This window comes from Oscillibacter sp. GMB15532, from assembly GCF_041020825.1.
Classification (GTDB): domain Bacteria; phylum Bacillota; class Clostridia; order Oscillospirales; family Oscillospiraceae; genus Oscillibacter.
Genome location: NZ_JBEVTO010000004.1, coordinates 95736 through 117326, shown reverse-complemented (window position 1 = coordinate 117326; position 21591 = coordinate 95736). Strand labels below are relative to the sequence as shown.

15 protein-coding genes and 1 other annotated feature are annotated in these 21591 nt (G+C 57.5%); of the genes, 11 read left to right on the top strand and 4 right to left on the bottom strand.

Going from position 1 to position 21591, the window contains the following annotated elements; translation table 11 throughout:
- The first annotated feature begins 73 nt into the window (after positions 1-73).
- Positions 74-2272: a stage V sporulation T C-terminal domain-containing protein gene (locus tag ABVS15_RS06260; RefSeq protein ID WP_369282885.1), complete on the top strand. Its 2199-nt coding sequence runs from the start codon at positions 74-76 to the stop codon at positions 2270-2272.
- 57 nt (positions 2273-2329) lie between these two features.
- On the opposite strand, the gene ABVS15_RS06255 is transcribed toward ABVS15_RS06260, so the two are convergent.
- From ABVS15_RS06255 to ABVS15_RS06240, 4 genes are all read right to left on the bottom strand, one after another.
- Positions 2330-4420, bottom strand: a complete 2091-nt coding sequence (locus tag ABVS15_RS06255) for a glutamine synthetase III (RefSeq protein WP_369282884.1) — start codon at positions 4418-4420, stop codon at positions 2330-2332.
- Positions 4421-4491: 71 nt separating this feature from the next.
- Positions 4492-6072 carry an asparagine synthase B gene (gene asnB / locus ABVS15_RS06250; protein ID WP_369282883.1) on the bottom strand — a complete coding sequence of 527 codons (1581 nt, stop codon included), beginning with the start codon at positions 6070-6072 and terminating at the stop codon, positions 4492-4494.
- Positions 6073-6140: 68 nt separating this feature from the next.
- Positions 6141-6382: a binding site (T-box leader), on the bottom strand.
- A 290-nt stretch (positions 6383-6672) separates the two neighbouring features.
- On the bottom strand, positions 6673-8091 hold the full coding sequence (gene purB, locus ABVS15_RS06245; RefSeq protein WP_369282882.1) for an adenylosuccinate lyase: 1419 nt from the start codon (positions 8089-8091) through the stop codon (positions 6673-6675).
- A 97-nt stretch (positions 8092-8188) separates the two neighbouring features.
- Positions 8189-9463: an adenylosuccinate synthase gene (locus tag ABVS15_RS06240; RefSeq protein ID WP_369282881.1), complete on the bottom strand. Its 1275-nt coding sequence runs from the start codon at positions 9461-9463 to the stop codon at positions 8189-8191.
- Between the two features lie 477 nt (positions 9464-9940).
- Here ABVS15_RS06240 and ABVS15_RS06235 point away from each other — a divergent pair, with 477 nt between their 5' ends.
- From ABVS15_RS06235 to ABVS15_RS06190, 10 genes are all read left to right on the top strand, one after another.
- Positions 9941-11422 (top strand): DUF1846 domain-containing protein, encoded by a 1482-nt coding sequence (locus ABVS15_RS06235; RefSeq protein WP_369283020.1) that lies wholly within the window; start codon positions 9941-9943, stop codon positions 11420-11422.
- 145 nt (positions 11423-11567) lie between these two features.
- Complete coding sequence (locus tag ABVS15_RS06230; protein WP_369282880.1) at positions 11568-13727, top strand: Tex family protein; 2160 nt, start codon at positions 11568-11570, stop codon at positions 13725-13727.
- A 35-nt stretch (positions 13728-13762) separates the two neighbouring features.
- Complete coding sequence (locus tag ABVS15_RS06225) at positions 13763-14206, top strand: metallopeptidase family protein (RefSeq protein WP_369282879.1); 444 nt, start codon at positions 13763-13765, stop codon at positions 14204-14206.
- Between the two features lie 397 nt (positions 14207-14603).
- Complete coding sequence (locus tag ABVS15_RS06220) at positions 14604-15311, top strand: FadR/GntR family transcriptional regulator (RefSeq protein ID WP_369282878.1); 708 nt, start codon at positions 14604-14606, stop codon at positions 15309-15311.
- A 265-nt stretch (positions 15312-15576) separates the two neighbouring features.
- Positions 15577-16638, top strand: coding sequence for a TRAP transporter substrate-binding protein (locus ABVS15_RS06215; RefSeq protein ID WP_369282877.1), 1062 nt, complete (start codon positions 15577-15579; stop codon positions 16636-16638).
- A 117-nt stretch (positions 16639-16755) separates the two neighbouring features.
- The gene (locus ABVS15_RS06210) at positions 16756-17268 is read left to right on the top strand and encodes a TRAP transporter small permease (RefSeq protein ID WP_369282876.1); all 513 of its coding nucleotides are present in this window, start codon (positions 16756-16758) and stop codon (positions 17266-17268) included.
- Entirely contained in the window at positions 17265-18545 is a 1281-nt protein-coding gene (locus ABVS15_RS06205) for a TRAP transporter large permease (RefSeq protein WP_369282875.1), read from the top strand. The genes ABVS15_RS06210 and ABVS15_RS06205 overlap by 4 nt, the downstream gene beginning before the upstream one ends.
- Positions 18546-18706: 161 nt before the next feature.
- Positions 18707-19513 carry a 5-deoxy-glucuronate isomerase gene (locus ABVS15_RS06200; RefSeq protein WP_369282874.1) on the top strand — a complete coding sequence of 269 codons (807 nt, stop codon included), beginning with the start codon at positions 18707-18709 and terminating at the stop codon, positions 19511-19513.
- Positions 19514-19551: 38 nt separating this feature from the next.
- Positions 19552-20319: an SDR family NAD(P)-dependent oxidoreductase gene (locus tag ABVS15_RS06195; RefSeq protein ID WP_369282873.1), complete on the top strand. Its 768-nt coding sequence runs from the start codon at positions 19552-19554 to the stop codon at positions 20317-20319.
- Entirely contained in the window at positions 20320-21564 is a 1245-nt protein-coding gene (locus ABVS15_RS06190) for an enolase C-terminal domain-like protein (RefSeq protein WP_369282872.1), read from the top strand.
- Positions 21565-21591: the final 27 nt, after the last annotated feature.

Here is a 21591-nt window from a genome sequence, read left to right as displayed (position 1 = left end):
CTTTTTTGCTTGCGTATTTCCCAAAACCGATATACAATGTTATCTATCTATAATTTTACGGATGTGATTTATATTGACAGAGCGATTTGACATTGCCGGCTATTGCCGCATTTCCGTGGATGAAGAGCTGGACCGGGACAACACCTCCATTGAAAACCAAAAGGACATCCTCTCAGACTTTGTGCGCCAGCACTTTCCCGGCTCCACCCTCTCCTTCTACGAGGACCGGGACCGCTCAGGCTATACCTTTGAGCAGCGGGAGGGGTATCAGGCCCTGCGACGGGAGCTGTTGTCCCATCGGAAGGACATTCTCCTGGTTAAGGACTTCTCCCGTTTTTCCCGCCGGAACAGCCGGGGTCTGGTGGAGCTGGAGGACTTGAGAGACGCGGGCGTGCGCATTATCTCCATCGGGGACGGCGTGGACTTTCCCAACGACGATGACTGGCTGAAAATTCAATTTCAGTTTCTCATCAACGAAATGCCCGTGACGGACACCAGCAAAAAGGTGAAATCCGTCATCAGGCGGCGGCAGGCGGATGCGAAATGGATTTGCGCCGCACCCTACGGCTATATCGTCAACAAGCAGCAATTGTTTGAAATCGTTCCCACCGAGGCAGATATCGTGCGTAATATCTTTTCCCTTTACAACGACGGCTGGGGCTATAAAAAGATTGCCAATTACCTCACCGGGCAGGGCATCCCCACCCCCCGCATGGCGGAGCGGGACCGCAAGGAGGCAGAGGGTGCAGAATACCGCCGTCAGGTGAAGCCGACGTGGAGCATCGTCACCGTGCAGGGCATTCTGGACAACGATTTTTATATCGGTACGCTGCGGCAGGGCAAGTACGCCCGCAAAAAAATCAACGGCAGAGAACTGAAACGGGATGAATCGGAGCATCTGGTGTTTGAAAACCACCATCAGCCCATCGTTGACTACCGCACCTTTGCCACCACCAAGGCTCTGCGGGAAAAGCGCACCACAGCCAACTACCGGGGCGTAAAGGTCAACGACAACATCTACTCGGGGTTCCTTTTCTGCGGCGACTGCGGTTCCCCCATGTTCGCCATGAGCCGCCCGGATTTAAAGGATGCCTACCGCTGTGGGGAGTATCACAAGCGGGGGTTGAAAGCCTGCACCAGCCACCACATCCGGGTGGACCGACTGGACGAGGTGATGAAGGCCTATCTCCGCAAGGTGCGTGAGCACTCCGCCGCCATGCTGGAGCGGCTGAACGAGGACCTTGCGAGGGAGCGGGAGGACGTGGACGAAACAGAGCGCTCGGCGGAGCATCTCGGCGGGATTCTCAGGGACCTTCAGGAGGAGCTGAAAGCCACCAAGCGTCAGCGCATCCGGGACATTATGCGCCACCCTGAGCAGGAGGACGCTTTGGAGCAGACCTATGACGAGCTGGAGAGCGACCTTCTGGGCCGTATCGAAGGCCTGCAAAACCAAATTTCCATGACCGAGGACAAGCGCAACACCATCATTCAGGTAAACCGCGTCGCGAAAACCGCCATGGATGTATTTGAGGACATTCTCAAAAAGCCAAAGCTGGAGCGAAACGATCTGGAGCTGATGATTCACCGCATCAACATTTTTGAGGACCACATCGAGATTCAGCTCAAAGCCGACGTGGACGCGATTTTGCAATCCGCAGGGGCGGACGTATCCCTCGGGGCAGAGGAGGAAGCGGTTCCTGCCATGTCCCTGGTGGAGGGGGGCGGTAATTTCATGAAGCGCGGGGAACATTCTCTGCAAATTGCCCAGTCCAGCCCAAACAGGCCGGACAAAGTCTTTGATGTCAATCTTATCAGTAACGGCGACCCGTTAGAGATTTACACCAGCCGGGACGGCGAGGTCATTTTTAAAAAATACTCGCTGCTGGGCGGCGTAGAGGATTTTGCCGGACAGCTTTGTGAGTCCGTCAGCAAGTCCACCGGCGCCATCTGCGCCGTCACCGACCGGGACACCATCGTGGCCGTGGCCGGCGGCGGGCGGCGGGAGCTGATGGGCAAGCACATCTCCCCGGAGCTGGAGGAACAGATGGAAACCCGCAAGGTCTATCAGGCAGACCCGGCCCAGCCCACCATACCGGTAAGCGACTCTGTTGAGAAGTTTCAGGTTTTGCTGGCCGCCCCCATTTTGTCGGAGGGCGATCTGCTGGGTGCGGTAGTGTTTGTCGGTCAGGGCCCCATGATTCCCGTCTCGGAAACGGAATATAAGCTGGCGCAGACCATTGCCTCGTTTATGGGCAAGCACATGGAGAGCTAAATACAAAAAAATACGCGCCGGGAAGCGAATTCGCTTCCCGGCGCGCAGCTTTTTCAATTAAATATAGAACAGAAGGTCGCCGTACACGGGGAAGGGCCAGTATTCCCGATCCGTCAGTGTCTCAAGCTCATCGGCAAGCTTTCTCGCGGCGGCCATGTCGGGAAAAATGGTGTCGTGGGCATAATCCATTGCCGCTCTGGAGTCGGCGTGGAGCTTGCCCATGTCCTTTTCCAGCTGCTCCACAGCCTCCAGCAGGCCGTCGGCAAGCGTCCCGATCTTTGCCGCAATGTCCGTTTCATACTTGTGGGGCGCACCCATGGCGCTCTTGTCGGCCGCGCGGCGGCACAGCTCCCCAGCGTAGGAGGAGACAGCGGGAAGAATCTGCCGCCGAATCATGTCGGCCATGATTTTCCCTTCAATGGAGATGGTAGTGGCGTAATTCTCAATGTGAATCTCCGCCCGGGCCTCAATCTCGCTCTTGGTGTAGATACCGTGCTTGATGTACAAATCCATGTTCTTTTGCGCGGTGTAGGTCTTCAGGGCATCGGGAGTGGACACCAAATTCGACAGGCCGCGCCGCGCCGCCTCCTGAATCCAGGCGTCTTCATAGCCGTTGCCGTTGAAAATAATGCGCTGATGCTCGGTAAAGGTCTTGCGGATCAGCGCCTGCAGCTCAGATGTGCAGTCCTTGGCCTTTTCAAGCTGGTCGGCAAACTGCTCCAGTTCCTCCGCCATGATGGTGTTCAGCGCGATGTTGGGCCCGGAGATGGACTGGGACGAGCCCAGCATGCGGAACTCAAACTTGTTGCCCGTAAACGCCATGGGAGAGGTGCGGTTGCGGTCTGTGTTGTCCTGCCGGATGGCGGGCAGCACATCCACGCCCACTTCCAGCGTCCGCTTTCCGGCGTCCGTATAGGCGGTGCCGTTGATGATGGATTCCACTACAGCGTTCAGCTCGTCGCCCAAAAAGACGGACACCACAGCCGGAGGCGCTTCCTGCGCACCCAGACGGTGGTCATTCCCCGCGAAGGCCACGGTGGAGCGCAGTATATCCTGATATTCATCCACGCCCTTGATAAAGGCCGCGAGGAACAGCAAGAACTGGGCATTCTGGCTGGGGGTAGAGCCGGGCTTGAGCAGGTTCTTCCCGGTATCGGTGCCAAGCGACCAGTTGTCGTGCTTGCCGGAGCCGTTGACGCCCGCGAAGGGCTTCTCATGGAGCAGGCAGACCAGACCGTGGCGGTCAGCCACCCGCTTCATCATCTCCATGGCCAGCTGGTTATGGTCACAGGCGGTGTTTGCGTCGGAGAAAATGGGGGCCATTTCATGCTGGCAGGGGGCCACCTCGTTGTGCTTGGTCTTGGAAAGCACCCCCACCTTCCACAGCTCCTCATCCAGCTCCTTCATAAATGCGGCCACGCGGGGACGGATGGCGCCGAAGTAATGGTCCTCCAGCTCCTGTCCCTTGGGGGGCTTTGCCCCAAACAGGGTCCGTCCACAGAACCGCAAATCCTGCCGCTGGGCATAGCCCTTTTTGTCGATGAGGAAATACTCCTGCTCCGGCCCCACCTGGGGTGTGACGCGGCGGGTTTCCGTGTCGCCGAACAGGCGCAGAATGCGCACTGCCTGACGGCTCACCTCGTTCATGGAACGAAGCAGGGGCGTCTTTTTGTCCAGCGCCTCGCCGGAGTAAGAGCAGAAAATCGTGGGGATGCAAAGGCTTCCGTCCTTAATAAAGGCAAACACCGTGGGGTCCCATGCGGTGTAGCCCCGGGCCTCGAAGGTGGCCCGCAGTCCGCCCGAGGGGAAGGAGGACGCGTCCGGCTCTCCCCGGACCAGCTCCTTGCCGGAAAACTCCATGACAATCTTTCCCCCGCCAATGGGGGCCACAAAGCTGTCGTGCTTTTCCGCAGTGACGCCGGTCATGGGCTGGAACCAATGTGTAAAGTGGGTAGCTCCGTGCTCTACGGCCCACTGCTTCATGGACTCGGCAATCTCGTTGGCAATGGAGATATCCAGAGAGGTGCCGTCGGTAATGCACCTTTTCCACGCACTGTAAGATGCAGGGGACAGGCGCTGGCGCATGGTTTCCTCATTAAAAACAAGGCTGCCGAACAGCTCCGGCAGGGCGGTCGGTGTGGTAGTCATAGCATTCATCCTCCTGTTTTCTGTGTGATACGCCGATTTTATGGAAATTAGGGGCAGAGGCCCCGAATTGCTTACGTTCCGCTTTGTCCGTAGTTGGAGAGCACGCGGGCGGAGGGATCGCTTACATCGCAGCCCTCCCACGCCTTGTTTGGCATCCAGAAATCCTTGATCATTTTGGCCTGACCGGGATACGCCTTTTCAAACAGCTCCCGGTACAGCAGGCTCTCCTTTGTAAATGGCATACAGTAATCATATTTACGCCGCTGCCGCTCAAATTCCTCGTCGGTGTAAACCGTCTCGGCATAGGCCTTCAAGTCGTCCACCATGGAGTGGCCCACCGCGTCGGAAAAGGCCGCTTTCTCCCGCCACAGGATGCTCTCGGGCAGAAGGTGGTCGTTTTCAAAGGCATGGCGCAGGAGATACTTGCCCATTCCATAGGTGTTGAGCTTCATAGCAGGGTCAATGGCCATCACGTATTTCACAAAGCCAAGATCGCCAAAGGGAACGCGGGCCTCAATGGAGTTGTCCGCGATGCAGCGGTCGGCCCGGAGCACATCGTACATATAAAGTTCCTCAATCCGCTTTTGGGACTCCTGCTGAAACGCAGCGGCGGAGGGGGCAAAGTCTGTGTATTTATAGCCGAACAGCTCGTCGGAAATCTCGCCGGTGAGCAGGACCCGAACGTCTGTCTTTTCATGGATTGCCTTGCAGCAAAGATACATGCCCATGCTGGCCCGGATGGTGGTAATATCCCAGGTGCCGAGAAGGGCGATGACCTCCGGAAGCGCCGCAAGCACATCCTCCCGGGTCATGTAAATTTCGGTGTGGTCCGCGCCCAGAAAATCAGCCGCTTCCCGTGCGTATTTGAGGTCAATCGCATCTTGATCCATCCCAATGGCAAACGTGCGGATTTTTTTGCCCAGAACCACAGAACCGATGGCGCACACCAGAGAGGAGTCCAGTCCGCCGGAGAGAAGGAAGCCCAGCGGCGCATCCGCGTCCAGCCTCTTATCCACGGCGGCGATCAGCCTGTCGCGGATTCCCCGGCAAACGGTGTCCACATCGCCCCGGACACGGGAGGTTACCTCCGTCAGGTCCGCAAACCGGATAAACTTGCCGTAGGCATAATAGTGTCCCGGAGGGAAGGGGCAAATCTCGGCGCACAGGCCCACCAGATTTCTTGCCTCGCTGGCAAATATAATCGCACCGCCCGCGTCGTACCCGTAGAACAGGGGACGGATGCCGATGGGGTCCCGGGCGGCAATCAGGGAATCCGTTGCGGAATCATAAATAATCAGCGCAAACTCTGCATCCAGCCGGGCAAACATGGACAGTCCGTATTCGTGGAACATGGGAAGCAAAATTTCGCAGTCGCTGCCGCTTTTAAACGTATACCGCTGGGAAAGCTTTTTGCGGATGGGGCGAAAGCCGTAGATTTCGCCGTTGCACACCGCCTGATCCCCCTCAAGCTGAAAGGGCTGCATCCCCGCCTCGTTCAGGCCCATGATGGCCAGGCGGTGAAAACACAGATAACCGGACTTCGTTTCGGAAACACGGCTCATGTCCGGCCCCCGGTCCACGGAGCGGTCAAAGTACGCTTTCACCGCTTCCTCCGTCAATGTTTTGCTTGAAAAACCCATAATTGAACACATAAAAAGCACCTCCGGATTTTCTACCTCTCCCTTAGAAGAGCGTATAAAAACGCAGCTATATCCTAAAATTTTAGGACGAATAGCTGCTATCCGCGGTGCCACCTAACTTACTGTAAAACAGTCACCTTCAAGGCTCCAACAAGCCCGTGCGCTTTAACGGTCGCAACTCGTCTTTCCTAATAGCAGGGGTCCCCGCGTTCAGATCGCAGCTCCGGAGTGTTCTTCGCGCGGACTCTTGTGCAGGCTTCCCACTGCCGCCTGCTCACTTTGACCGATTTTCCGCGGTACTTTTCTCCATCAACGCCTTTGTTGATATTTTCAGTTTTTAAATAAAACCGCTGCGGTTTTAATGGAGCAAGTTTACCATCCCAAAGCGCCGCTGTCAACGTCAAATTAAACGAATATCTCCGACAGCCTCCTGCATTTTTTCTAAACATTGCGTCACAGCGCCCGGAAAAGTACGCTATACGGAGGACATCTGTCGCTTTACCAAATATTTTTTGCAGCCGGGGCCCCTAGAAATTCCTTGGTGGCAAAAGAAATCTGCTATCGGCGGGCCGCGTTTCGGGAAATTTCCCAAAAGGCGCGGCCCGCTGCCGGTCACAGACTGATTTCAACACGCTCGCCGGAAGCCCCGGCAAAGGCGGGCCGCGCCTTCTCCAAAAACGTCTCCACCTGCCGGGGGCACCGTCCGATGTAAAGCGCGGGGTCCAGCACCGCGGCGATTTCCTCCGCTGTCATGCCGAACACCGGCTCCCCTGCCAGCCGTTCCAGCAAATCGCAGGGCTCGCCCTCCTTCATCCGGGCCGTGGCGGCCATGGAGCATTCCCGGATCACCTCGTGGAGCTGCTGGCGGTCGCCTCCGCGCTTCACAGCCTCCATCATCAGGTTCTCCGTAGAAATAAAGGGCAGATATTCCCGCACCGCTTTGTCAACAATTTTTTCATTGACATGCAGACCGTCCGTCACGTTGGCCATCAGGCGCAAAATCGCGTCGGCGCACAAAAATCCCTCAGGAAGTGAGATACGCCGGTTGGCAGAGTCGTCCAGCGTCCGCTCCAGCCATTGTACGCTTGCGGTCATAGGGGCGTTCATGGCGTCCGCCATCAGATAGCGGGAAAGGGAGCAGATGCGCTCCGCGCGCATGGGATTGCGCTTATAAGGCATGGCGGAAGACCCGATCTGGTTTTTTTCAAAGGGCTCCTCAACCTGCCGGTCATGCTGCAACAGGCGCAGGTCATTGGCAAAGCGATAGCAGCTCTGGGCGATGGAAGAAAGGACATTTAAAATACGGCTGTCCAGCTTTCTGGGATAGGTCTGCCCGCAGACGGCAAAGCACTCGCCAAAGCCGAAGGCGGCGCAGAGCAGCCGGTTCATTTCGTCAATCTTGTCTCCATCCCCGTCAAACAGGTCCAGAAAGCTTGCCTCCGTACCGGTGGTACCCCGGCACCCCAAAAACTTCATGCCCGCAAGAACGAAGTCCAACTCCTCCAAATCGGACAGCAAATCCTGCATCCAGAGGGTGGCCCGCTTGCCCACCGTCACCAACTGGGCAGGCTGATAGTGGGTGTAGCCCAGCGTGGGCATGGCCTTATACTTCTGCGCGAAATCGCCCAGATTTTCCAGCACCGCGCAAAGCTCTCCCCGGAGATAGTTCAGCCCGTCCCGGAAAATAATCAAATCCGCGTTGTCAGTGACATAGCAGCTTGTGGCTCCCAGATGGATAATGCCCGCAGCGGAGGGCGCCGCCTGTCCAAAGGCGTACACATGGGCCATCACGTCGTGACGGACCTCTTTTTCCCGCTGGGCGGCGCAGTCGTAATCAATGTCGCTCACATGGGTGGCAAGCTCGTCCACCTGCGCCTGTGTGATGGGCAGGCCAAGGGCCCGCTCCGCCCGGGCCAGCTCCACCCACAGCTTTCGCCAGGTCTGAAACCGCGTGTCGGGAGAAAACAGGCGCAGCATATAGCTTGATGCATACCGCGACGCCAGCGGGGATTCATAGCGCTCCTTGCTCATAGTGTGTCAGCCTTTCACAGTGAAGTCGGGAAGAGGGAGACGCCCGGAGGTCGTCTCCCTCCCCGGGGATACAGCGGGTTTCCCCGCAAGGTTCGTTTTACCGGATAACAATGGAGTCCCGCTCCGGGCCCACGGAGACATAGCCGATGCGGCAGCCGATGGCCTTTTCCACCAGCAGCACATAGTCCTGCGCAGCCTTGGGTAAATCCTCCCACCGGCGCACGCCGGAAATGTCGCACTTCCATCCGTCCACATACTCCGTCACGGGCTTTGCCTCGTCGAGAATCGCCGGGAAGGGAAACGCGTCGGTCTGCTGCCCATCCAGCTCATAGTGGGCGCACACGGGAATTTTCTCCAAATAGCTCAGCACGTCCAGCTTGGTCAGGGCAATGTTCGTCGCACCCTGCACCTCCACGCCATACCGCGTGGCCACCAGATCGATGGGCCCCACCCGACGGGGGCGACCAGTTTTCGCGCCGTATTCGTTACCGGCCTCCCGAAGCTGCTCGGCTTCCTCGCCAAACCACTCGCAGGTGAAGGGCCCCTCCCCCACGCAGGAGGAATAAGCCTTCACCACGCCCACCACCTCGTCAATCTTTGCCCACGGCGCGCCGGAGCCCACGGGGGCATAGGCCGCGATGGCGTTGGAGGAGGTGGTGTAGGGATAAATACCGTAATCCAAGTCCCTGAGGGAACCAAGCTGAGCCTCAAACAGGAAGCTCTTGCCCTGCGCCTGCGCTTCGCGCAAAAATGCGCCGGTGTCGCAGATAAAGGGCTTCAACTTTTCGCCGAAGTCTCCAATCCAGTCCATCAGCTCCTCCATGGTATAGGGCTTCGCCCCGTAGACCTTTTCAATGGTCAGGTTTTTCCACTCCAAAAGCGACGCAAGGTGCTCCTTCAGCCGGGCGGGATACAGCAGCTCCCCTGCCTGCACGGTTTTCTTCTGGAATTTGTCGGAATAAAAGGGGGCGATCCCCTGCTTGGTGGAGCCATATTTCTTGTCAGCAAGGCGTTGCTCCTCCAGCCCGTCCAGCAGACGGTGCCACGGCAGCAGCAAAGACGCCCGGTCGCTGATTTTCAGATTCTCCGGAGTGATGGACACGCCCTTGCTCCGGATGTCCTCCATCTCGGTCCACAGACTTTCGCAGTCCACGGCCACGCCGTTGCCCAGAATATTCACCACACCCGGTCGGAAAATACCAGAGGGCAGCAGGTGCAGTGCGAACTTGCCGAATTCGTTCACTACGGTGTGCCCGGCGTTGCCGCCGCCCTGGTAGCGAATGACCACGTCGTAACGGTCGGTGATCAGGTCCACCATCCGGCCCTTCCCCTCGTCGCCCCAGTTAATGCCTACAATCGCGCAGTTTGCCATAGCGAAAGCCTCCCCAAAAGTTTCATTTATACCTATCGGACAGGTCCTTTTTCAAAAGACCCACAACGTTTTTGATTATACAGAAGGCGCGGGCATAAGTAAAGGGTTCGTTTTTAATGGCCGATATCAATTTTAAAGATACCGGCTTTTGAAATCTCCCTACTCCCCCGGCACGGAGAGGAAAGCGGGCGCTCTCCCCGCGGGCCGAAACCGCATTTTTATTGTACCCCTCCGGCCCGTCAAAGTAAACCATTTCCCCGCGCTTTCCGGTGAAAAAAGGGGCATCGGCGCTTTTCAAGCGGCGCCGTTTGTGGTAGAATGTCCGCATTGTGGACATTCTGTCCGATTCAGGTCATGTTTCTCGTTCCCTGCGGGGACAATCGAAAATATGACTTTTTTTATTGCAAACTTTTGTTTGCAGGAAAATTCGGACTGATATAAATTTTTGGGGGATAAGCGGAGGGGGACCACACTATGGTGCACATCGGATTTGACAACGAGCTGTATTTAAAGCTCCAGTCGGAGCATATTCGCCGCCGGATCGGCGATTTTGGAGGAAAGCTGTATTTGGAATTTGGGGGGAAGCTGTTTGACGACTACCACGCCTCCCGGGTACTGCCGGGCTTCGCACCGGACAGCAAGGTGCGGATGCTCCAGCAATTGGCGGCGGACGTGGAAATCGTCATTGCCATCGCAGCGGGAGACATCGAGAAGAATAAAATCCGGGGGGATCTGGGCATCCCCTATGATGAGGACGTGCTCCGCCTGATCGACAGCTTCCATTCCCTTGGGCTGTACGTCGGCAGCGTGGTCATTACCCGCTGGGAGGGACAGGTGGCCGCAGAGGCTTTCCGCCGCCGGCTGGAGACTTTGGGTGTACGGTGCTTCCTCCACTATCCCATTCCGGGCTATCCTTCGGACGTGGATCGCATTGTCAGCGACGAAGGGCTGGGGGAAAACGACTATATAGAAACCACCCGCTCTCTGGTGGTGGTGACGGCCCCCGGCCCCGGCAGTGGGAAAATGGCCACCTGTCTCAGCCAGCTTTACCATGAGAACCAGCGGGGCGTGCAGGCGGGCTATGCAAAGTTTGAAACCTTTCCTATCTGGAATCTACCCTTAAAGCACCCGGTAAATCTGGCCTACGAGGCCGCTACGGCAGACCTGTCCGACGTGAATATGATCGACCCCTTTCATCTGGAGGCCTACGGAACCACGGCGGTGAACTACAACCGGGACGTGGAAATTTTCCCTGTGCTGGACGCCATGTTCCGCCGCCTTCAGGGGACTTCCCCTTACAAATCCCCCACGGACATGGGCGTGAATCAGGCAGGCAACTGCATCGTGGACGACGAGGCCTGCCGATTTGCCTCCCGGCGGGAAATTCTCCGCCGGTTTTACGCCGCCGGAGCGGACGAGGCCCGGGGCCGGGGCGACGCGGAAACCGTGCGCAAGCTAAAGCTTCTGATGAATCAGGCGGACGTGACGCCGGAGCTTTGCCCCGCCGTGGGTGCGGCCCTCGCCAAAGCCGAGGCCACCGGCGCGCCAGCCGGAGCCATGGAGCTGAGCGACGGACGCATTATTACCGGCAAAACCTCCGCCACGCTGGGGGCCGCGTCGGCCCTGCTTTTAAACGCACTAAAAGCGCTGGGCGGTATTGGCGACCAGTTTGAGCTGATTTCCTCTCAGGTTCTGGAGCCGGTGTGCCGCCTGAAAACAGAGTATCTCGCCCACCGCAATCCCCGCCTGCACACCGACGAGGTACTGCTGGCGCTGACCATTTCCGCCCTGACCAATCCCCTTGCGGAGCTGGCCCAGCAGCAGCTTCCCAAGCTGCGGGACGCAGAGGCCCATTTCACCGTGATTCTCTCCCCCGTGGACGAGCAGCTTTTGCGGCGGCTGGGCATTCAGGTGAGCTGCGAGCCGAAATTCGGCAGCGGAAAGCTGTATCATAAATAATCTGCATCTTTTCAGGCGCTTCCCCCATGCGGAGAAGCGCCTGTTCCGGCCAGCGGAGAAAACTGCCCCATAAAGGCGGCGGACCAAGCCGGACAATCCCGGGGCGGGCAACGCCCCCGCAAAACAATTTGAGAAGGGACACTTTATGGAGATCATTCAACTTTTGGCGGAAGAACTCAAGCAGGACCCCCGGTACGTGGAAAATGTGGTAAAGCTCATCGACGAGGGAAACACGATTCCCTTCATCGCCCGCTACCGCAAGGAGCTTCACGGCGCCATGGACGACACGGTGCTTCGGACGCTGGATGAGCGGCTGACCTACCTCCGGGGCCTTGCCGAGCGGCGGGAGACGGTAAAAGCCGCCATTTCGGAGCAGGGCAAACTGACGGAGGAGCTATCCGCCGCCATCGACAGCGCCAAAACCCTTGCAGAGGTGGAGGACCTCTACCGGCCCTATAAGCAAAAGCGCCGCACCCGGGCCACCATCGCAAAGGAAAAGGGGCTGGAACCCCTTGCCCTGCTGCTGTACGCACAGGGGCGTGACTGTCCCGACCCGCTGACAGCCGCCGCAGAGTATATCGACGCGGAAAAGGGCGTAGAGACGGCGGAGGACGCTCTTGCAGGCGCGTCGGACATTGTGGCAGAGCTTGTCAGCGATGACGCGGAGGTCCGCAAGGTCCTGCGGGGCTTTTTGCTGCGGCAGGCAAACCTGCGCAGCACGGCAGCCACGACGGAGGACACGGTTTATCGCCTGTATTACGATTTCACCCAAGCAATCTCCCGGATGCAGGGCCATCAGATTCTGGCCATCAACCGGGGTGAGCGGGAGGGGATGCTGAAGGTGGGTCTGGAGCTGGACCGGGAAGCCGCGCTGGTGACGCTGCGCCGTCAGGTGGTGCGCCCCGGCTCCGCCGCAAACGCCTTTGTCCGCGCCGCCGCGGACGACGCGTGGGACCGGCTGTTATACCCCTCTCTGGAGCGTGAGATACGCGGTCAGCTTACTGACCGGGCCGCCGAGGGGGCCATCGGCCAGTTTGCCCTGAACCTAAAGCCTCTTTTGATGCAGCCGCCGGTAAAGGGCCGTGTCACCATGGGGCTGGACCCCGGATACCGCAACGGCTGTAAAGTAGCAATCGTGGACGGTACCGGCAAGGTGCTGGACACCGCCGTGGTCTACCCCACCTTTGGCGAGCGCCAGAAAAACGAAGCCATTGCCAAGCTTTCGGGCATGGCGGTTACCCACGGCGTGGAGCACATCGCCATCGGCAACGGCACCGCCAGCCGGGAGACGGAACAAATGGCCGTGGAGCTGATTCAAAAGCTTTCGGACATGGGCCGCCATCTCAGCTATATGATTGTGTCCGAGGCAGGGGCTTCGGTGTACTCCGCATCTAAACTGGCCGCAGAGGAATTTCCCCAGTACGATGTAAATCTCCGCTCCGCCGTGTCCATCGCCCGACGGCTTCAGGACCCGCTGGCGGAGCTGGTGAAAATTGACCCCAAGGCCATCGGCGTGGGCCAGTACCAGCACGACTGCCCGCAGAAGCAGCTGGACGAGGCGCTGGGCGCGGTGGTGGAGGACTGCGTAAACGCTGTGGGCGTGGACGTGAACACCGCATCCGCATCGCTTTTGGGTTACGTAGCAGGGCTGACCGGCTCCACCGCCAAAAACGTGGTAAAATACCGGGAGGAGAATGGAGCGTTCACCGCCCGCAAGCAGATTTTAAAGGTATCAAAGCTGGGTCCCAAAGCCTTTGAGCAGTGCGCTGGCTTTTTGCGGGTGCCGGAGAGCGCCAACGTGCTGGACAACACTTCTGTCCATCCGGAGAGCTACGCCGCCGCGGAAAAGCTGCTCAAAATCACTGGCTACACGCTGGCGGACGTTTCCGCCGGTGCGCTGGGGGATTTGCCCGTCCGCCTGAAAGCCTATGGTGAGGAAAAGGCGGCGGCAGAGTGCGGCGTGGGCGTGCCCACGCTGCGGGACGTGGCATCGGAGCTGCAAAAGCCGGGCCGGGACCCCCGTGACGAGCTGCCTAAGCCCGTTCTGCGAACAGACGTGATGGACATCAAGGACCTGCGCCCCGGCATGATCCTCACCGGCACGGTGCGCAACGTCATCGACTTTGGCGCGTTTGTGGACATCGGCGTCCATCAGGACGGACTGGTCCATGTGTCTCAGGTCTGCGACCGGTTTATTCGTCACCCCTCCGAGGCCGTGTCCGTCGGCGACGTGGTAAAGGTGGTTGTGCTGGAAGTTGAGGAAAAGAAAAAGCGGATTTCCCTTTCCATGAAGCAGGCAAAATAATCGGTTGTCGGACAAACCGACAAGGGGGATGTTCCATGAAGCTATTGACCTTTGACGAAACAGGGGACCTGCTGGATCGCATCGCGGAGCAGTTTCCCCAAGCGCTGTTTCAGGGCCTCAACGGCGGCGTGAATCTGCTGGAGGAGGAGCTGGAGGACCCGGAGTTTCCCGGCAGTGAGCTGTATATCATGGGCCAGTTCTGCGATGACTGTCTCGGAAAATACATTGACCTTTATTACGGTTCCTTTGCCGCCCTCGCAAAGCTTGAGGACTGGACAGAGGAAGACTGGGAGGACGAGCTGTGCACCACCCTCTCCCACGAGCTGACCCACCATATGGAGGGTCTTGGCGGTCTTCACGCGCTGGACGACCGGGACGACGAGGAGATGGCGGAATTCCGCCGTGAATACGAGGCGCGGGCAAAAAAAGGCCCCCGCTTCACCGACGGGGACAGAGGCACTTCCACGCAGCAGCCCTGATGTGGGCCTCAGAAGCCGCGCCGTTTTTTAAAAAAGCCAAGGCGGACCCGGCAGGACGTGCCGGGTCTGCCCGTCTTTTTCCTTTACAAAAGAAAAAGTGCACCGTTTTAAGCCGCTCTGTGCCGCATCTGCGGCAGTTCATACATCTGACCTTTTTTTAATTTTTATCTTTCAAATCTGGCTCCGCCTTTTTGCATCTGCTTGTAAAAAGCTGTCTGACATATTATAATAGCTTATAATAACCGTAATCTTAGGCACAGCCAGTGACGGGTCCCCGCCTGCGCAGGATTTTTTGCCTGCCGCCATTTTCCGGAACAGCAGGCCACAGCAAGGGTTCCGGCGCTTCAATGCCGTATCGCGCGCACTCAGTCCAAAGGACATTCAAGGAGGAAAGAAGATGGAAACAAACGAGACAGCCGGAAAAACTTTGGTGGATACGGCGGTGAATGAGATAATTCAGTTGATTTTGAGCAATAATATGAAATCAGGAGACAGACTCCCTAATGAATATGAGCTGGCCCAGCAGTTGAAGGTCGGACGAAGCACCCTGCGGGAGGCTACGCGTCGGCTGGTTGCCCGCAATATTCTCCATGTACGTCAAGGTTCGGGTACCTTTGTGTCCGACAAAAACGGAGTTCCCGAGGACCCGCTCGGGCTCACCTTTATGGGAAATGACCCGAAGCTGGCCATTGAGCTGCTGGATATCCGCCTGATGCTGGAACCGGAGATCGCGCAGATGGTGGCGCGTAAGTCTGCGCCGAAGCAGGTTCGGCAGATGTATGAATATTGTCAAAAAATGGAGGATCTGGTGAACGCGGGAGAAGATTATTCCGTTGTAGATGCCCAGTTTCACCGGTTTTTGGCAGAGTGCAGCGGAAATGACGTACTGCGCAACTTAATCCCCATTATCACCTCCTCCGTCAACGTCATCATCACAACCACCAACGACGAAAACCGCAGACAGACAATTATCCAGCACCGGCAGATTGTGGACGCGATCTCCCGGTGCGACCCCATGGGCGCACGGTTTGATATGATCCTGCATCTGAATACCAACCGCGAATCCATTCTCAGACATCTTGACGCCAACCAGGGGAAAAAATAGCGGTATTTCGGATTACAACCCCGCACTGGACGCATCGCCATTTTGGGTCACATCCCCAAATCTTTTTCGTCAATGATCAGATGTATTAATGGCAAAGCGCACAAAAATATGTCCTCACAACAGTGAAAAGGATGAATTTATTGTGAAATTTGTGACAACACTTGACGTTGGCTTGTCTGGATGATACTGTTTTACCACAAAATACATCTGATGATTAGACCGCGTTCATTGATGTTAATTTGGATTTAAGAAGGAGATTGTGAAAATGAAAAAGTGTCTCTCGATGCTGCTGGCAGGCGTCATGACGGCGACCATGCTGGCAGGCTGCGGAAGCACCGCCCCGTCCGGCTCCGCCGCCTCCAACGCCTCTTCCGGTTCCTCCGGAGAAGCAAAGCTTACCCTGAAATACGCGCTCACCGATGGTGAAAACACCAACTACGCCGCCGGTGCCAAGCGGGTGGCCGAGCTGGTGAATCAGTACACGGATGGGCAGATTCAGATTCAGGTCTACGCCGGCGCCACACTGGGCAGCGAGGCTGAGACGATTGAAAGCTGCGCCAACGGCGAAATTGACATTGCCACCTGCGCCAACAGCGTGCTGGAGAACTATTTCCCCGAGTGCGCCGCTCTGGAGCAGCCCTTCCTCTGGGAGAGCGCTGAGGAAGCCAACTACGCCATGACCGGCGAGACCGGCAGACTGTTCAACGAGGGTGTCGAAGCCGCCGGAATGCATATGATCGGCTGGATGGAATCCGGCTTCCGCAACATCTTCTCCAAGGATCCCGTTCAGTCCGCAGCCGACATGCAGGGCCTGAAGATCCGCACCATGAGCTCCAACCTGCAGACCGCCATGTGGAACAGCTTCGGCGCCGTGGCCACTCCCATGTCTGCCACTGAGCAGTACACTGCTTTGCAGCAGGGAACCGTGTCCGCCGTGGAAAACGCCATTTCCAACAACTGGGCCGGCAACTACTATGAGGTCGCACCCTATGTTACCTGGTCTAACCACTACTTCTGCTACATCATGCTGTGCATGAGCGACTACGCTTATCAGAAGGTCGCAGATCTGGGCCTGATGGATGAGTTCATGCAGGGTGTCACCGAGGGCTGCAGCGATCAGTGGCAGTATCTGGTGGACTACAACAACGACGCCGTGGACAAGCTGACCGAAAAGGGCGTCACCTTCTATGACCTGTCCGAAAGCGACATCCAGACCCTGAAGGATCGCTACGCTGCCTTTGTCGCAGACTCTGCCAACGGCATTTCCTTCGACAAGACTTGGCTGGACGCGCTGGATGCGGATAGAGCTGCGTTTAAGAACGCTTAATGTTTTCAAGGCTCTTATGAGATAAATCAGAAACCGCTTCCGGTTGCCCGAGCTATCCGGGGCTATCGGAAGCGGTTTTCCATTGCAACGCAGATATGAGAAAAAGGAGAACGGCAGATGAATTCACTCAAGAAAATACTCGGCTGGCTAGACCGATCCGAGCGGCTGCTGATGGTGTTGGCCTTCGTAATCATGGTGGCCACCATGTTCGGCAGCGTGCTGGCGCGAAACGTTTTTCGTGCCACCGTTTCATGGCTTGATGAGCTGGCCCGCATTTCCATGGTGTATATGGTGCTTCTGGGCGCAGAGGCCGGCCTGAGAGATGGAACGCAGGTGCGCGTGACGGCAATCATCAGCAAATTTAGCGGCAAGCTGCGCAAAGTGCTTGATATTATCGCGCAGGTTGTTTTGATTGCCTTTACCGCGATGGTTACCCGGGGCGCCATCATCAATGTGCAGACCAATATCGCCCGCAACGTGACCACCACCAGTCTCAATTGGCCGATGGCCATTCCCTATATGGCGCTGGTTATCGGCTTCTCTATTATGACGCTGGTGCAGCTGGGCACGCTGGCAAAAATGGTTACAAAGCCTGCCGATCAATTTGGAGAAACGGAGGAGCAGGTATGACCGGAGTACTTTTATTCGGCGTATTTATCGTATGCCTCTTCATCGGCGTTCCGATTTCTATTTCCCTGGGCATCTCCGCCACGGCGATGATTATCTTTGCTCAGGATATTATGGCCCCCGCCACCACCACCTCCATCCCCCTGCGTTTTTATGCCGGTCTTGACAGCGTGTCCATCATGGCCATCGCGTTCTTCGTGCTGGCCGGCAACCTGATGACCAAAGGCGGTATCTCCCGCCGGATCGTCAACTTTGCCAGCATTCTGGTAGGCCGCGTTCAGGGCGGCATGGGCGTGGCGCTGGTTCTGGCCTGCGCGTTCTTCGCCGCCCTTTCCGGCTCTGCTCCCGCCACCGTTATTGCCATCGGCTCTATGCTGTATGCCGACATGGTAAAGGCAGGCTACCCCGGCCCCCGCACGGCGGGACTGCTGGTGGTCAGCGGCGGTCTGGGCCCCGTGATTCCGCCGTCCATTATCATGGTGATTTACTGCACGCTCACCGGTGCGTCCGTCAGTGGCATGTTCAAGCAGGGTCTGCTGGTGGGCATCCTGATCTGCGTCGTGCTGATCGGCCTGGTGCTGTATTATGCCAAGAAGGAAAACTGGCCCACGCAGAATGAGCATCATACTGGCAAGGACATTCTGAAGATTTTCTTTGACGCTATCCCCGCCCTGCTCACCCCTATCATCATTCTGGGCGGCATCTATTCCGGCATCCTCACTCCCACTGAAAGCTCGGTGGTTGCCTGCATCTGGGCGCTGATTGCCGGAACCCTGTTCTATCACGAGCTCAAGTTCTCTGACTTGATTGACATTCTGTATGATTCTGCCAAGAGCTCGGCGATGATTCTTTTCATCATCTCCGCCTCCACGGCCTTCAGCTGGGTGTTTACCTTCTCCGGCCTCTCCAGCAGCCTGGTTGAATCTGTAGTGAATATGCACCTTAGCAGCACGCTGTTCTGCTTGATTGTCGCCATTATCCTGCTGATTTTCGGCACATTCATGGAAGGCACCGCCATCTGTGTATTGCTGGTCCCCGTGCTCTGGCCCATCGCCCAGAGCTTGGGTATCCATCCGCTCCACTTCGGTATGATCGTGTGCGTGTCCAACGTCATCGGCACCATGACTCCGCCCGTGGCCGTCAACATCTTCTCCGCCACGTCGGTTACCAAGCTGCCCATGGGCCAGATCGCCAAGGCCGAGGTTCCTTTCCTGATCGGATATGTCGCCGTTTTCTTCCTGACGGTGTTCTTCCCCTGGTTCAGCACCTGCCTGATATAAGACTGATTCCGATACGGCTGCCGCCGCGATAAAGCACGGCGGCAGCCGTAAAGGGTCGGTTCCTCTGTGAAAGCCGCGTGTAAACCGGCTGTTTTTTTGAACACAAACTCTTTAATTTGTCTGATGATTTTTTGCAGTAAAATTAAAATGGAGGTTTTATTATGCGCAATCAATCCAATAAGGAGCGGATGGAACGCTGGAGCGTCCAGTCCCCCGAGGCCCCTGGTTTTCATGCAGTTGTCACTCCTGAGACCTGCGAGTGCCGCGAAGCGCAGATTTATCGGTTGAATCTCAACGCCGGAGATTCTTATGTACTGGAGACACAGGCTCTGGAAATGAACCCGGTTTTAATTGACGGCTCCGCAAAGTTGTCTGACCATTCCTCTTTGAATCAGACCATGAAAAAATTCGACGCCTTTTACCTTCCCGGCGGCGACTCCATCCGCATCACCGCGCTGGAGAACTGCATTTTCTATATCGCCGCGGCGAAGTATGAGGGCGTGGGCGCGCCGTTTTTCCGGTCGTTCGACTTAAGCCTGCCCATCGGTGATATTCACCAGATTCACGGCAGCGGCGTGGGCCGTCGGGAGGTTATGTTTACCCTGTCCCATCAGGATTCTGCCTCCAAGCTGATCTGCGGACTCACCTGGGGTGGAGAGGGTGCCTGGACCAGCTGGCCTCCGCACCAGCACGAGCGGGATCTGGAAGAGGTTTACTGTTATTTCGACATGCCCCTGCCTCACTTCGGCCTGCATATCAGCTATCTTGAAAGCGGCGGGGTGGAGGACATTGTGACCCACACTGTCCACTCCGGCACGATGGTGCAGGCCCCCGCCGGCTATCATCCCACCGTGGCTTGCCCCGGCACACGCAACGCGTATTTCTGGGTGCTGGCAGCGTTTTCTCAGCCCAGCCGCCGCTATGACCTGGCTGTTCTGGACCCGGCTCTGGAAAACTTCCAGTCCTGAACTCTCACATTTAACAATTAACAGGAGGAAATTCAAGTATGACCAATCTGTTTGACATTTCCGGCCGCCGTGCTATCGTCACCGGGGGTACCCGGGGGCTGGGATACGGCATGGCCGAGGGATTGATGGAGGCGGGAGCCTCCGTGGTGATTTTTGGCTCCACTGAAAAGGCAGAATCCGTTGCTGCGGAATTCCGCGGCCGCGGCTTCAACTGCCACGGACTGAAGGTGGATCTGGCCAACGCCGAGGAGCGGGAGCAGGGTTTTCATAAGGCCGTGGAGCTTCTTGGCGGGCTGGACATCCTGATCAATGCGGCAGGCATTCAGCGTCGTCATCCCTGCGAGGTGTTTCCAAAGGCCGATTGGGACGAGGTAATCGAGGTCAACCTCACCGCCCCGTTCGTCCTGAGCCAGCTGGCAGCCCGGGAGTTTTTGAAGAAAGCCGAGCCCGCTGGAAAAATCATTAACATCGCCTCCATGGCTACGTTTTTCGGCGGCTTCACGGTGCCCGCCTACGCGGCGGCCAAGGGCGGCGTGGCGCAGTTCAGCAAGGACATGTGCAACGAGCTGGCGGGGAGAAATATCAACGTCAACTGCATCGCCCCCGGCTATATGGATACGGAAATGAACACTGCCCTCACCGATCCCGCAAACCCCCGTTATAAGGAGATTACCGACCGCATCCCCGCCCACCGCTGGGGCACCGGCGAGGACATGAAGGGCGCCGCCATCTTTTTGTCCTCCCGCGCCTCCGATTATCTCAACGGCGCGGTCATCCCCGTGGACGGCGGATATCTGGTGAAGTAAATGCCCATTACCATTCGTAATATCCGCACGATTTACACCGCACCCGAGGGCATTAATCTGGTCGTCATCAAGGTAGAAACCTCCGAGCCGGAGCTTTACGGCTTGGGCTGTGCCACCTTTGCCTACCGCCATCTGGCGGTGGGCACAGTGGTGGAGGAATACCTGCGCCCCCTGCTGGTGGGGCAGGACGTGTCCAACATCGACCAGCTCTGGCAGATGATGCACTATAACGCATACTGGCGCAGCGGCCCTATCAGTAACAACGCCATTTCCGGCGTGGACATGGCTCTGTGGGACATCAAAGGCAAGCTGGCAAAGATGCCTGTTTACCAGCTCTTCGGAGGCAGGCTGCGGGAGGGAATCCCCATCTACCGTCACGCAGAGGGACGGGATCTGGAGGAGCTGTGTGACCGCATTGCGGAATACCGCGCGCAGGGCGTTACGCATCTGCGCTGTCAGTGCGGCGGATATGGCGGCGAATACGGTTCTGCCCCCGCCTCCGCGCCCCACGGCGCACCCGACGGCGTTTATCTGAACGCCGAGCAGTATATCCGAAACACTGTGGAGCTGTTCTCTTCTCTGCGGCAGCGTCTGGGCGACGACTTGCAGTTTGTTCACGACGTTCACAGCCGCATTCAGCCCATTGATGCAATCCGGCTTGCAAAACTGCTGGAGCCTGCTCATCTGATGTATCTGGAGGACCCGGTGTCCACCGAACAGACGGATTGGCTGCGCCAGCTTCGCAGGCAGACCAGCACGCCCATCGCACAGGGCGAGCTGTTTAACAATCCTGCCGAATGGAAGCCGCTGATTACGGAACAGCTCATCGACTATATCCGCTGTCACATCAGCCAGCTGGGCGGCATTACGCCCGCCCGCAAGCTTCAGATTTTTGCATCACAGTTCGGCGTGCGCACCGCATGGCACGGGCCGGGAGACATGTCTCCTGTGGCCCACGCGGCCAACATTCATCTGGACCTTGCCGCCGAGAACTTCGGCATTCAGGAGTGGTCCGGCACACAGCCCCCCAACTTTATCATTCAGGAGCTTCGCGGCCCCAAGGATGCGCTGATGGAGGTATTCCCGGGCGCGCTGACGGAGGACAACGGATACGTCTATCCCAGTGACCTCCCCGGTTTGGGGGTTGATCTGGATGAAGAAGCCGCCAAGAAATTTCCCTGCGAGGCGGCAGTGACGACGTGGACCCGCACAAGGCGCGGGGACGGCTCACTTCAGGCTCCCTGACAATGTTTTTTTAACACAAATCGATTT

Coding starts and splice junctions, on each gene's coding strand:
- ABVS15_RS06190 (WP_369282872.1), top strand. CDS start 20,320: ATGCCCATTACCATTCGTAATATCCGCACGATTTACACCGCACCCGAG.
- ABVS15_RS06215 (WP_369282877.1), top strand. CDS start 15,577: ATGAAAAAGTGTCTCTCGATGCTGCTGGCAGGCGTCATGACGGCGACC.
- ABVS15_RS06195 (WP_369282873.1), top strand. CDS start 19,552: ATGACCAATCTGTTTGACATTTCCGGCCGCCGTGCTATCGTCACCGGG.
- ABVS15_RS06200 (WP_369282874.1), top strand. CDS start 18,707: ATGCGCAATCAATCCAATAAGGAGCGGATGGAACGCTGGAGCGTCCAG.
- purB (WP_369282882.1), bottom strand. CDS start 8,091: ATGAGCAAGGAGCGCTATGAATCCCCGCTGGCGTCGCGGTATGCATCA.
- ABVS15_RS06220 (WP_369282878.1), top strand. CDS start 14,604: ATGGAAACAAACGAGACAGCCGGAAAAACTTTGGTGGATACGGCGGTG.
- ABVS15_RS06210 (WP_369282876.1), top strand. CDS start 16,756: ATGAATTCACTCAAGAAAATACTCGGCTGGCTAGACCGATCCGAGCGG.
- ABVS15_RS06230 (WP_369282880.1), top strand. CDS start 11,568: ATGGAGATCATTCAACTTTTGGCGGAAGAACTCAAGCAGGACCCCCGG.
- ABVS15_RS06225 (WP_369282879.1), top strand. CDS start 13,763: ATGAAGCTATTGACCTTTGACGAAACAGGGGACCTGCTGGATCGCATC.
- ABVS15_RS06240 (WP_369282881.1), bottom strand. CDS start 9,463: ATGGCAAACTGCGCGATTGTAGGCATTAACTGGGGCGACGAGGGGAAG.
- ABVS15_RS06255 (WP_369282884.1), bottom strand. CDS start 4,420: ATGACTACCACACCGACCGCCCTGCCGGAGCTGTTCGGCAGCCTTGTT.
- asnB (WP_369282883.1), bottom strand. CDS start 6,072: ATGTGTTCAATTATGGGTTTTTCAAGCAAAACATTGACGGAGGAAGCG.
- ABVS15_RS06205 (WP_369282875.1), top strand. CDS start 17,265: ATGACCGGAGTACTTTTATTCGGCGTATTTATCGTATGCCTCTTCATC.